Raw genomic sequence first — 13,557 nt, 5'->3', positions numbered from 1 at the left:
ATCGTTTGTCGTTACCTCATCAGCTTTAGCAACTGTGGCAGAAACCGCAAGAGCTGCAATTCCGGCTGTCGCCAAAACCTTTTTATTCATAAGACGAACTCCTTTTTATGTTAAAAATTCACTACTATATAATAACATTTTAATAATATTGAAACAAGATGTTGACTCCTAATTTTTAAAATTTAATTGTTTTATAAGCTTTCACAGCTTGTTTACAAAAAATATTAAATTGTTAGTCAAAAGTAGAAATGCTGTTTCAAAGTCCTTTTTTAGTCTTTGAATTTGCCTTATCTATTTATTTTACCAAATTTTCGTTACAGTTTCTTAACTTTCTTTAAACGATTTTTTGATATAATGTGTACTCATCACATGCAAAAGGAGGCTTACGATGGCAAAAGGATTAAAATCATTGGGTGACATCTTACTCGGAATCGTTTCATTCGGCTTATCTTACTGGTTTTACAGAGGCCATCTCGAACAGTACGTTCATTACATCGCCCATTATGGCTTCTATTTTCAAGTTCTACTTAACATTGTAATCATCGTTTTGCTGAGTTATGTCATCTACGCCTTCTTGAAACTCCTCCTGACTAGAAAACTTAAAAAGCAGACTCTATTCTTACTCTATCTGATTTACTTTATAGCCCTCTTTTATCTGCTTTTTTTGAAAAATATCGGCCTACAAGGCCTCTCGCTTAACCCCCTTTCTTTCGCCCGAGAACTGTACTGGGGAAGCCACTTTGTTCCCATCATGAACCTACTAATGTTTATTCCTCTAGGGCTCCTCTTCCCTTCACGGTTAAGTAACCTACTGCTTTGCCTTATTGCCCTATTTTCTATCGAATCCATTCAATACTTTGGGCATATGGGAATATTTGATTTAGGAGATATTGTCTTAAATATGTTAGGTATTCTTATTGGAAATGCCATTCATCAACTTCCTCAATTTCAAACACTCATCAAAAAAATCTTAACATAGAAGATGCCTCCAGACCTAAAATCTGGAGGTCATTTTTGTTTTATGTTTAAGTCATTGTTACTAATTGTAAACGACATTTTGAGAGGAATACACCCTCCCCTGAACTCGGGCTAAAATCCTAGTGAAAAAGAAAAGCTACCCTATAACAGAGTAACTTAACTTTTTTGTATTCAATCGAACACGGCCTAAGCACTTGGCAAAAAAGATAAAATTTCCTAGAAACTGAGGTTTCTTCGTCAATTTTCCTATTTTTGCTTTGTGCTTTTGACGGCCTTTGTATCTTGAATTAAACATAAACCAAAAGACAAAAATAACAGCCCTCTGAGTCTAGAGAGCTGTTTTGAACTCGGGCTAAAATCCTAGTGAAAAAGATGAAACTCCTTGTGTTCCTTGAACACGACGTCGTTTCCCTATTTTCATACGGATTTTCTACGCCCTTAGTATCGTTATTAACGACGGAGTCCGAGTGAGCTGATCAACTCACGGTAACGGTTAACGTCTGTGCGGCGAAGGTATGCCAACAAGTTACGACGGTGACCGATTTTTTTCATCAAACCACGGTAAGTAGCGTGGTCTTTTTTGTGTTGTTTGATGTGGTCGTTAAGGTGGTTGATTTCCCAAGTAAGTACAGCAACTTGAACCTCTACTGAACCAGTGTCACCTTCGTGACGTGCGTATTGTGCAATGATTTCATTTTTTTTCTCTTTTGAGATTGCCATGTTTTTTCTCCTTTTTTTGCTCCATCCGAGTCTTAGGATTGGCTCTCCTAAAACCAAGAAAGAGTTGGTTTGTCTTTACGACCTCTCTATTTTAGCTTATCTACTAATCTTTGTCAATCGTAAGATTCCCTGTTTAAGACTTTCATGGCCTAGGCTTTTTTGACCATTTTTGAATTCAGAAGGAATCCTAGGAAAAGTAGAAAACTGACCACAGCATAAGCTAGGAAAATCCAACTAAAACTTGGAGAGACCAGTGCCAACAATTTTAAAACATAAGGAGATACGGCTGAGCCTAAGTTGCATCCTAGGAGAACATAAGCCGTCGCCTTATTCAGCAAATTTCTAGTAACACGTTCAGAAAGACGGTTAAAGATAATGGTCAAAACAATATTGTAAAAGAAACCAACACCAACAGAAAACAGAATCAATATCAGCAAGTTGTTAGCTAGGGATATTCCAAGTAGGCAAGTAGATAGGCAAAACAGCGCCATTGGCAAGAGACGGTGCTTAATGTGACCGATTAGTGAGGCAAAACTAAGTCCAGCTACAATCCCAATTCCCTGCTCCAAACTAAGGACCAGAGCTGATTGACCACTTGCAATGGTCTTACCATCAATTTGAAACAGGGGCACGCGCAAACTAATCGATGAATTAATGCAAATCACAAAGCCTGCTAAGAGGGCCATACCTAAAATCATAGCCAAATCTTTTTTATCCAGACCTTGTTTACTTTTTTGTGCCTCTTTCTTCTCTGTCTGCTCCATTGGTGGTACAAAGAGGAGGTACATGGCTAGGATGATAAAACCAAAACCATAGATAAGAAAAGCAAGTGTCCAATGAATTTTCAGTAATTGTCCAACCAAAAGGGAACACGATGCCCCACCAATCAATTCCACGGAACCTCGAATCCCAAGCATCTGAACCCTCTCTTTGCCCTGATAACGCTGACTAATGATAGAAATAGCCTTGGCATTGATTAAACCGATACCCATTCCAAAAATAAGACGTGACAGTAAAACAAGTGGATACAATTGAACAAAGAAGGGGAAGATTCCAGCACTACTTAGTAAGATTAAACCTGTCATAATCAATTGTCTGTCATTTAACCATTTGTCAACCAAAGGGTTAAGTAAGAGCATAGCCACTACAGAAAATGAAGGAACAGACACTAAAAGCTCGACTTGAGAAGCAGTATAGGTTGGACTATAGTAGTCCAACATAGGTGGTAGAGCGGTTGAAATCGAGAAGGCCGAAATCAAAAGCAAAGATAGCCCAAGCAGGCTTATTTTTTCTAAAATTTTTGTCATAATATCGGGATAAGATCATCCTTTCTTTACTTGTCTGATAGTTATTTTTTCATTATAATCTAAGAAGAGCTAAAAAATAGGACCTAGGTCCTAAAAAGGAGACATATGCCTAATCCCACTACAAGACCTCAGCTTGACCAGGTCTTTCCTGCAGCCTACCTTAATCAATTACAAAAGGTCACCTTTCAGAAAGGCGACTACATATGCACACAAGGGCAAGCTATCACTGAGCTAACCTACATTTTATCAGGTAGAGTAAAAATTGTTCGCTCCCTATCCAATGGTAAAGAACATATCCTAGAAATGCTTCACCAACCACAGCTACTGGGAGACGTTGAACTCATGACTAATCAATTAGCGGGTTCCTCAGTCATTGCCCTCGAAGACGTTCAGGCAGTTCAACTGCCATTAAATGATAAAGAATCGCTCCTCGAAGACCCAGTTTTTCTCTATCAAATTGGACGTAACCTAGCAATGGCACTACATAAGCAAGGTATTACTGCCTCAAGAAATGTTAGCTACCCTGTCAGGGAGCGTTTGGCTACCCACATCTTGAGTATTGAGGAAGAGGGTAACTTCCAACTGTCGCCATCTATTTTAGCAGCCAGTTTTGGGACTAGCTACCGCCATGTCCAAAGAGTCATCAAACAGTTTATCGACCAAGGAATCATTGAAAAGGTAGCCTTTAAGACCTATGGTATCTTACAGCGACAGACCTTGGAAACACTAGCTTTTATTGATTAGAAAAAGCTTTCGCTGAACCCTTGATGGTTTAATTTTCACCCCTTTTGTGCTATAGTTATAAACAAGTAAATCAAAGAAAATAGAGGTAAATAAATGGACGCTCAAACTAAAATTATCCGCGCCAGCCATATGATTGATATGAATGATATCATTCGTGAAGGTAACCCAACCTTGCGTGCTGTCGCTGAAGACGTAACCCTTCCACTTTCAGATGAAGATATTATCCTGGGTGAAAAAATGATGCAATTTCTTCGTAATTCACAGGATCCTATCATTGCTGAAAAAATGGGGCTTCGTGGAGGTGTCGGTCTCGCAGCCCCACAATTAGATATTTCAAAACGTATTATCGCCGTTCTTGTTCCAAATCCTGAAGACGCTGAGGGTAATCCACCAAAAGAAGCCTACAGCCTTCAAGAGATTATGTACAACCCTAAAGTCGTTGCCCATTCTGTTCAGGATGCTGCCCTAGGTGAGGGAGAAGGATGCCTTTCAGTAGACCGTGATGTCCCTGGCTATGTTGTTCGCCACGCACGTGTAACCGTTGAATACTTCAACAAAGAAGGTGAAAAGAAACGCATCAAATTCCGTGGCTACAATTCAATCGTTGTCCAACACGAAATTGACCATACTAACGGTATCATGTTCTACGACCATATTAACAAAGACAATCCATTCGCCATCAAAGATGGACTCTTAATTATCGAATAACGACAATAGCCCTCAGTAGAAATACTGAGGGTTTTAGTTTGGAAACAAGAACTTTCTTCTATTTACAAATAGAAAAAACCAACTTTCGTCGGTTCTTTTCTCCTTAGGTAAACCTGTCCTCAGACAAGCATATTGTAAAGTGTTTCATTACCGTGAAGATTAATGTAACTTGGGTCAAAGTCCGAAAGACGTTCAAGCAGACCATCATAATCATTCTTATCACTAAGAGCCACGCCAATAAGAACTGGACCTTTGCCTTTATTGGCACGTTTGATGTACTCAAAACGAGTGATGTCGTCATTTGGTCCCAAGATATCATTTACAAATTCACGAAGGGCACCTGGACGTTGTGGGAAATTAACCACAAAATAGTGCTTGATGCCATTATAAATAAGGGCACGTTCTTCCATCTCCGGCATACGGTTGATGTCATTGTTACCTCCTGAGATGATACAAACGATGGTTTTTCCCTTAATCTCATCTTTAATCACTTCAAGGGCCGCTACAGAGGCTGCACCTGCAGGTTCTGCGATGGTACCAACTTTAGAGTACATATCAATTAAGGTTTCTGAAATCAGCCCTTCATCAACACCCAAGAGGCGATCCACATGTTTACGAGCCACTTCGTAAGTTTTGGTTCCCACCTTTTGGACAGCAATCCCATCCGCAAATTTATCGATTTCTTCGAGTTTTACAGGATAGCCACGGTCAAAAGCTGCTCTCATGCTACGAGCGCCACTAGCTTCAACACCGATAACCTCCATAGATGGTGCCACATCTTTGATATAAGTAGAAACACCAGAGATGAGACCACCACCACCTACTGGAACCAAGATGCTATCAAAGGAAACACCCTCCTCTTGAGCCTGCTCATAAATTTCGTAAGCAACTGTTCCTTGACCCGCTTGGACATTATAATCGTCGAATGGAGCAATGAAAGTCATGCCTTCAGACTTGGTATATTCCTGTGCTGCTTGAGCAGAAGCATCAAAGGTATCTCCCACCAATTTGATTGTTACAAACTTACCACCAAAGAAACGTACTTGACCAATTTTTTGGTGAGGCGTGGTTACTGGCATAAAGATGGTTGCAGGAATCTTCATCTCATTACAAGTATAAGCAACCCCTTGAGCATGGTTTCCGGCTGAAGCACAAACCACACCACGTGCCTTATCCTCATCGCTTAACTGGTGGATGGCATAGTAGGCTCCACGCAATTTGAAAGAGCGCACCTTTTGCATGTTTTCTTTTTTAATATAGATGGTTGCTCCGTATTTTTCAGACAAATAGCGATCAAAATCTAGTGGTGTACGTTCCACTACGTTTTTTAAGACTTCGTTAGCCTTTACGATATCATTTGCAGTAATCATTGGCTCTCCTTTGACACAATATTCAAACTATTTCTATTGTATCACAATTTTCAGAAAAATAGCAGTCTACCCAAAGAAAACTCCTTGTTGGCACAAAGAGTTTTACCTATTATTTGTTATCTTTTTTGACATCAAGAAATTACGAAGAGCTGCCAGTGCGGCTGCACCTGCTAGAACAATGGCTGTAAGGATAGCCACAGCATGTTCCCCCCACTTATGAGATTTTGCTGTTTTGACAATTGTCTCTTTGAGACCTTCTGTCGTTCCTTTATCACCTTTTTGTGTTGTGGTTTTATTGGCAATATTAAGATTTTGACTACCACTGTAGGTGTTATCTGATGAGGCTGTGTTAGCAACTTCTTGAAGGGTCCCATGAGTGTAACGAACATTTGTCGTGATGCTATCAATCATCTCAACAATATTTCTAATTGTCCTTGCATCATATAAACCACCCTCAGTATCCTTTAAAATAGATACCGCTAATTTTTCAATAGAAGCTTCTGAAGATGCTGCTACCATAGAATGAACTTCTGAGCTTGCTGTTTCTGAATATCTTGCATAATTGCTAAAGAGTGACGCTGCTTCTGTGATTGTTTCTGAAGTACTTGGTAAGGATTCTGATACACGTGGAGAATCAGGGAATCTATTCCAACTATTGATGTTTTCTGATAGTCCACCAAGGATGACCTCTTCTGATGTGCCTACTGTTTCAGAAGTCGCCGAAGCCACTTCTGAAGGACTCACTTGACTTTCTGATTCTGTCAATGAAAGGACTGGTTCAGCAACTACATGTGATTCCGAAACGACTGTTGTCGTTGCAATGGCCGACTCTGAGACCATGGCACTGCTTGCAGGCTCTGATTCAGATATTGAAGATGCTGAAGCCCTTGTGCTGACTGAGGTTGCTGATGATACCGTTGCACTTTCTAAAATGTCTGATGATGCTTCTGAAGTCGCTAAGCTTAGGGCCTCCGAAGCTAGTGTATTTACTGAAGCTGATTCTAGCGCTCCTTGACCAGAGTTAGATACCAGGTCTCCATCTTTCTCATCAAATGGTGCTTCTGATTCCATAGATACTAGGATAGCTGCTGATTTTATGAGTGTATCAACTGATGGTGCTGGTTGCATTGTTTCATCTGGTTGAACATGTTCAACAATCGGTTTCACATCTGTAGAAACTTCTGAATCTTTGGTTACTGATGTGTTTTCTGAATGAGCTGTTTCTGAGCTTGCTTCAGCTGTTACGGTATTATCTGCTTTCTTACCAGCTTGGTTAGTAACTGATTTTAAGATAACCGGTGCTACCGGTGTTGCTCTTGTGTCTTCCTTGATGTAAAGCATGTTCCAGAGAGTCAACTTAGGAACTGAAATGACAAGGACTGGTTGACCATTGTCATCTGTTTCAAGGCTTGCTTGTGCCTTCTTCATGCTTGAAGTTGCCCAATCATCTGGTGATGTCACATAGACTTGATTGGCAATCTTAGCGGCTTCTTGAGCTGTTTTACCTGCTAGGCTAAGACGAACTGTGAGATTTTCTTGTGCATCCGGTGTTTTATTATCCGCATAACCTTCTTCATTATGCCAGCCCGCATTGATACCCATCATGTTAATCATTTGAACAGTTGAGAAACCTTTTCCTGATTTAGCAAATGTCCAAACTTGATTTCCCGTCACACCTAGCGCATCTTTAGAAAGGTTTTCACCAGCAGCATTCTTGGTAGACACAGCTTGAATGCTGTTAGTCACACCCTCGCCACGAAGAAGGTTTTCATAAGCAGTAATAAACTGTTGGTAATTGTAAAGCTTACGAATAGCATCCTTAGCCACACTGAGGTATTGAGTTGGGTAATAAGCACTTTGAAGGACGTTTAGGGCTGCATTAGCATTGGCAAGGGCTGCAATGGACATGTGGTAACCACCAGTTGCAGCTACTGTCGCATCTACCAGAAGGGTCGCATCGGTCTGCAATGGCTGACCAGCCAGGGCATCTTTACCAGCACCGTTAGTTGCTTTTCCGCCAGGAACAGTATAATCAATACCTGGTTCTTCCATGTAGGCACCGACGATAAGTGATTTACCAGTTTTATTGCGGACCATATCAATGCGTGCTTTCAAATCCCCATAGGCAACTTGCATACGTCCTGGAAGCACTGAACCACCGTTTGTCCAGAGCTCATTATAAACAACATCTTGACGTACCTTGGCTAATTTATCATCATTACCGCCATTGACATCATTGATTGTGATGTAATAGTTCTCACCAATAAGGGCTTTCATGGCATTAATAAATGATGCATATGAATCAGACATCATGTGTGAGTCAGCTTCGTCTGTGCTGTGACGGTGCTCATAATCTGTCACACGGTTGTCACCAATTGTATCACCTTGCCAACCATCAAATCCCATACGGTCCATAGCTGATTTCATGACACCTGCAATGTATTTTTGCCAATCAGGATTAGCTGGATCATAGTAAACTTGAGTTGGGTTGTTACCGATAGTATAAGTCATCGGCTCACCCTTCTTACCAAAGCTGTCATAAAAATTATAAACCAAAGCAGCGAGCGGAAGGGCTGGATTCTTTGGATTTGAATCTGCTGAAATCATGTTATAGAGCATGGCAACAGCGCCAGACTTATGTACTTGATTCACCAATTCTTTAACGGCCTTAGTGTCAACCTGGGTGTGACTCCAGGTATTCCATTTTTGAACAAAGCTATCAACACCCTTTGGGAAAGGATTGGTAGCTTCACTATAAGCATCGTAGAAGAAATATGAGTTAATATTCATAGACTTCATAAGCTCAAGCTCTTTACGGTAGGCCTTAAAATTTTTGACAAGGATACTATTTTGATCAGTCGGTGAACCTGCTACAATACCGTAACGTGGGAAGACTGTCCAATCATCTTCAACAGATAAGCCAACACGTTTACTTGTCAAGGCTTTACCCAATTTGTCGTTGACACTAATTGTCACCAAGTAACCTGTGTTGTTTGTCAACCATTCTGACGCAACAGTCAAATTTGAAACCTTAACCGAAGCCCCCGCTGCCAGTGTCACATCAACATTATTTTGACCGATGATTTCTGAAGCCTGTTGAAGGGTCAAGTTGACAGTCAAAGTTTGAGTTTCTGCTGTTGGGTTAGATACAACAACAGAGTAGTTAACATCACCATCAGCCTTACTATAGGCTGCTTTTGTTGTTTCTGGATCTGTCAAGTAAGCATCGCCATTCAAGTTTTGTTCTGTCACTTCAGTAACTGGTGTTACTTGGGCTGTTGAATGACGTCCTGCTTCCGTAGCATTATCAGATGATGATGTGATGGTTTCCACAGCAGCTGACTCAGGAGCTATCGCTTCACTAGCTACAAGAGTTTCTGAGCTAGCGCTCTCTGTTGGTACCGCTTGGGAAAATACTGTGGTAGCAGTCGCAGTTGTTGCCGTATCTGTCGTAACAGCTGCAGACGATGGACTTATTTCTGTTGTTGCAACTGGAGCAACCACCTCAGTTGGTACCACGACCAAGTTATCTGCCTTGGCTACTTGACTAATTCCCAAGACACCACCAGCTACAAACAAACCTGATAATAATTTAGTTGACGATACTTTCTTTGACATCTATCTCTATCCTTCTACAAAATCTTTATCACCTCGGCGTTTCAAATTATCACTATTTTATTTGCATGCAGTAAACTCGAGTCGTTTTTAGTTTCATAAAAACCGCTTGGTGTTTCTTATGAAATTAATGTTAACTTAATCTTTTTTGTAAAACAAGGGAATTTCCGGTAATCCTCGTAAACGGTAACTTTTTCATCATGAATGGTCAGATTTTTTTTAGAAATTCTAGAGCAACATTTTTTAATATCATTAAATATTCTTTATTTTTATCTCTCCAAAATGACAAAGATAATTCATAAATGCTGAAGATTCAGTCTAGCCACTTATAATGTCTTGAAGGTCATCTAGACTAGCAAAAAACCACTTCCCATACAAGGTGGGAAATGGTTTGCTTATCTATTTTTGGTATCTAAAATGATGGTCACAGGCCCATCATTAACTAGACTAACCTGCATATCTGCACCAAAGCATCCTCGTTCTACAGGAACATGGGTTGACAAGGATTGATTGAAATCGTCATAGAGTTGGCTAGCCATATCTGGCTTTGCAGCTCCTGTAAAGGCCGGTCGGTTCCCTTTTTTCGTATCCGCAAAAAGCGTAAACTGAGAAATCGACAAAATCTGGCCACTAACATCCTTAACAGAGAGATTCATCTTACCAGCTTCGTCTGAAAAAATACGCATATTGACAATCTTACGCACCGCATAATCCAAATCCTCTCTGGTGTCCTCTGGACCCACTCCGACCAAGAGTAAGAGACCCTGCTTAATAGCACCAACCGTACGATCCTCAATAGCTACGGAGGCCTTTTGCACGCGCTGAATCACAATCTTCATAGCAAGAGCTCCTTAACCATTGGTACGTTTAACACTGTAAACATCTGGAATAATTTTAATTTTATCCACAAGACCAGTCAATTCAATGAGGTTGGCAATTTCAAAACTAACATGAATATTGGCAAACTTCATGTCCTTAGTTGGTTGCGCATTGACCGTCGCAATACTCTTAGTCGTATTTGACAAGATTTGAAGAACATCATTCAACAGACCTGAACGGTTAAGACCATAGATGTCAATCTCAGCCAAATAAGATTTATTAGCATTACGCTCATCCCACTCTACTTCGATTAACCGTTGTTCATAACCTTCCTGACTCTTGATATTATGACAGTCTGAACGGTGAATGGCGATACCACGTCCTTTAGTGATGTAACCTTCAATTTCGTCTCCAGGCACTGGGTTACAGCACTTGGCAATACGCATGAGGAGACCTGAGGCACCTTGTATGATAACCCCATTTTCACTCTTGACCTTAAGAACCTCTTTCTTCTCAGTCTTGACTTCGCCACCCTTCATTAGCTCTTCAGCTTCAGCCTTAGCCTTAGCACGCTCTTCTTCACGACGTTCTTTTTCCGTCAAACGATTGAAGACAGCAGCAGCACTGATTTCACCAAAACCAACAGCCGCATAGAGAGCCTCCTCACTGCGTACGCTCATACGAGGAAGAATTTCCTCTATATGCTTCTTGTCCAGATATTTATTGGCAATGTAGCCCTGCTCTTGGAAGTAGCCAACCAAAAGCTCACGCCCCTTGGTGATAGAAGCTTCTTTGTCTTGATTTTTAAAGAATTGACGAATCTTATTTCTGGCCTTAGTGGTCTTAACCATCTTAATCCAGTCACGGCTAGGACCAAAAGAATTAGCATTGGTGACAATCTCAACCACATCACCTGTCTTGAGCTTAGCAGTCAAAGGAACCATACGACCATTGACTTTAGCACCTGTAGCCTTTTCACCGACTTGGGTATGAATGGCATAGGCAAAGTCAATAGGCCCCGAATCTTTAGGCAATTCCTGAACAGCACCATTTGGTGTAAAGACGTAGATACGTTCTGAGAAAATATCCTCCTTAACAGAGTCCACAAAACCCATAGCATCGCCATTTGAAGCATCTTGGAGTTCCACGAGATCTTTAATCCAGTTCATTCCCAAAGCAGACTCTTTCGAATCTACCTTACCCTTGATACCTTTCTTGTAAGCCCAGTGAGCTGCAACCCCGTATTCAGCAACTTGGTGCATTTCCTTAGTACGGATTTGAATTTCAATAGGCCCTTTTGGACCATAAACCGTTGTATGGATAGACTGGTAACCGTTGGATTTAGGATTGGCAATATAGTCTTTGAAGCGACCAGGCATGGGGCGCCAAAGCTCGTGGATGTAGCCCAACATGGCATAAACATCACTGTGCGTCTCCATGACACAGCGAATGGCAATCAAATCATAAATTTGATCGAAGCGCTTCTTCTTATCACGCATCTTACGATAAATTGAGTAGATGTGTTTGGGGCGGCCATAAATGTCTCCGACAAGTCCCTGTTCAGAAGTATAGGTCTTGATTTTAGCGACAATATCATCCACAAGTTCCTCACGTTCACGGCGTTTTTCCTTCATCATATGGGAAATTTTGTAGAATTCCACCTCGTTAAGGTAACGGAAGGCCATATCTTCCAGTTCCCATTTGATACGACTGATACCCAAACGGTGAGCCAAGGGAGCATAGATTTCCATTGTTTCACGAGAAATACGCTCTTGCTTGTCCTTACGAAGATGCTTAAGGGTACGCATATTATGCAAACGGTCTGCTAATTTAACCAAGATAACACGAATATCCTTAGACATGGCCATAAGCATCTTACGGTGATTTTCAGCTAGTTGCTCTTCGTGTGACTTGTACTCGACCTTACCAAGCTTGGTAACACCATCTACGATATTTCGTACATCAAGGCCAAAATCTGCTTCCAAATCATCTAGCGTCTTTTCGGTGTCTTCAACGACATCATGCAAGAAACCACAGGCCACTGTCACTGCATCAAGGTGGAGATCTGCCAAGATACCTGCCACTTGAATAGGGTGGATAATATAAGGTTCTCCTGACTGACGAAATTGCCCATTATGAGCCTCCGTCGCATAATGCCAGGCTTTTTCCACTAATTTTAAATCATCTGCTGACATGTAAGCCGAGCAAATGTCTAAAATTTCTTCGCCTGTTATATTTTTATCTTTAGCCATGATTTCTTCCTTCGCTACTTTTTAATTATCCTTTATTTTATCACTTTTACAAGTAAAGAAAAAGAGCTAGATAGGCAATTCTTAGTCAGAAGGAGGCAACTTGAAAAACACAATATCTTGTGTTAGAATGATTGAGCAAACACAAGATATAGATAGAAAGAGGACACTTATGTCTCAACTTACCCTCGTGTATATTAGTCTTAGTGGCAATACCCAAAGCTTTGTCAAACGGATGTCTGATTATTTATCCCTAAAACACGGAATTGCCTGTCGCCAAATCAATATTAAAGAACTCAATCATGAAACCTTCCAAGTGGACGAACCCTTTGTTGCTCTATTGCCAACCTACCTTGAAGGAGGCAATGGCATCGACAATGGAGATGTCGAAATCCTAACTAATCCACTGGGAGACTTTATCGCAGCCCATGATAACTACAAACGTTGCTTTGGTATCATCGGTTCTGGTAACCGCAACTTCAACAATCAATACTGCCTAACTGCTAAGCAATATAGTAAACGTTTTGGTTTCCCTATGTTAGGGGACTTCGAGCTTCGTGGTACACAGTCTGATATCGAACGTCTGGCACCCATTATCCTAGAAGCACAAAAGAACTTTAAACAACTATCAAACTAAAGCCAAAAAGCCCTGTGATACGTACCGTGTCAAGTAGACAATTGAAATAAATAAAATGTGAGGAACCAGGTTGCTTTGGGTTAAGCAGTCTGGTTTTTCTTATCGGCAATAGTTTTCCAGTAATCTCTATATTTTTTAGATTGTTTAATTGGATAATATGGAGCTTGTTCTGGATTTTCTTGTGCTTCAGCTCTCACTTGAGCTGGTGTTTTCCCATTGAATCTCTCTTGGGGATCATGATATAGGTAATAGTGAATGGTCTTTTCGTAAGCCTCTTTCATCTCTTCAAAACTTGACACATTAGGATAAAGAACTGCTCTCATTTCCTTTATAATTCCCTGCCAGCTCTCCATTGGCCCATTATCGATACAACGACTGACTCTAGACATTGACTGTGTCATGCCCTGCGT

10 protein-coding genes and 1 pseudogene are annotated in these 13,557 nt (G+C 40.8%); 4 read left to right on the top strand and 7 right to left on the bottom strand.

The window, feature by feature from the left end; genetic code table 11:
- Positions 1-388: 388 nt before the first annotated feature.
- Positions 389-979: a VanZ family protein gene (locus HSISS3_RS00695; RefSeq protein ID WP_021151361.1), complete on the top strand. Its 591-nt coding sequence runs from the start codon at positions 389-391 to the stop codon at positions 977-979.
- A 449-nt stretch (positions 980-1,428) separates the two neighbouring features.
- Here HSISS3_RS00695 and rpsO read toward each other — a convergent pair whose 3' ends face one another.
- A complete protein-coding gene (gene rpsO / locus HSISS3_RS00690) occupies positions 1,429-1,698 on the bottom strand; it encodes a 30S ribosomal protein S15 (RefSeq protein WP_008535715.1) in 270 nt (89 codons plus the stop codon).
- Positions 1,699-1,847: 149 nt separating this feature from the next.
- Complete coding sequence (locus tag HSISS3_RS00685) at positions 1,848-3,005, bottom strand: MFS transporter (RefSeq protein ID WP_021151360.1); 1,158 nt, start codon at positions 3,003-3,005, stop codon at positions 1,848-1,850.
- Positions 3,006-3,110: 105 nt separating this feature from the next.
- Between HSISS3_RS00685 and HSISS3_RS00680 the strand changes: the two genes are divergently transcribed.
- Together HSISS3_RS00680 and def are read left to right on the top strand one after the other, a co-directional pair.
- Entirely contained in the window at positions 3,111-3,749 is a 639-nt protein-coding gene (locus tag HSISS3_RS00680; RefSeq protein WP_021144913.1) for a Crp/Fnr family transcriptional regulator, read from the top strand.
- A gap of 93 nt (positions 3,750-3,842) precedes the next feature.
- Positions 3,843-4,457 carry a peptide deformylase gene (def, locus tag HSISS3_RS00675; protein ID WP_021144912.1) on the top strand — a complete coding sequence of 205 codons (615 nt, stop codon included), beginning with the start codon at positions 3,843-3,845 and terminating at the stop codon, positions 4,455-4,457.
- Positions 4,458-4,576: 119 nt separating this feature from the next.
- Here def and ilvA read toward each other — a convergent pair whose 3' ends face one another.
- From ilvA to HSISS3_RS00655, 4 genes are all read right to left on the bottom strand, one after another.
- Positions 4,577-5,827, bottom strand: coding sequence for a threonine ammonia-lyase IlvA (ilvA, locus tag HSISS3_RS00670; protein WP_008535698.1), 1,251 nt, complete (start codon positions 5,825-5,827; stop codon positions 4,577-4,579).
- A gap of 102 nt (positions 5,828-5,929) precedes the next feature.
- Positions 5,930-9,445: a glycoside hydrolase family 66 protein gene (locus HSISS3_RS00665; RefSeq protein ID WP_021151359.1), complete on the bottom strand. Its 3,516-nt coding sequence runs from the start codon at positions 9,443-9,445 to the stop codon at positions 5,930-5,932.
- Positions 9,446-9,837: 392 nt separating this feature from the next.
- Positions 9,838-10,281, bottom strand: coding sequence for a D-aminoacyl-tRNA deacylase (gene dtd / locus HSISS3_RS00660; RefSeq protein WP_021151358.1), 444 nt, complete (start codon positions 10,279-10,281; stop codon positions 9,838-9,840).
- Between the two features lie 12 nt (positions 10,282-10,293).
- Positions 10,294-12,513, bottom strand: coding sequence for a RelA/SpoT family protein (locus tag HSISS3_RS00655; protein ID WP_008535695.1), 2,220 nt, complete (start codon positions 12,511-12,513; stop codon positions 10,294-10,296).
- Positions 12,514-12,682: 169 nt separating this feature from the next.
- Between HSISS3_RS00655 and nrdI the strand changes: the two genes are divergently transcribed.
- Positions 12,683-13,147, top strand: a complete 465-nt coding sequence (gene nrdI / locus HSISS3_RS00650) for a class Ib ribonucleoside-diphosphate reductase assembly flavoprotein NrdI (protein ID WP_021144909.1) — start codon at positions 12,683-12,685, stop codon at positions 13,145-13,147.
- An 80-nt stretch (positions 13,148-13,227) separates the two neighbouring features.
- On the opposite strand, the pseudogene HSISS3_RS00645 reads toward nrdI, so the two are convergent.
- A pseudogene (locus tag HSISS3_RS00645) lies at positions 13,228-13,557 on the bottom strand (hypothetical protein); the annotation flags it as partial.

This window comes from Streptococcus sp. HSISS3 (assembly GCF_000448605.1).
In the GTDB taxonomy this organism is placed as follows: domain Bacteria; phylum Bacillota; class Bacilli; order Lactobacillales; family Streptococcaceae; genus Streptococcus; species Streptococcus raffinosi.
Note: the sequence above shows the minus strand (reverse complement) of the source record. Positions and strands in the feature narration are given on the sequence as shown.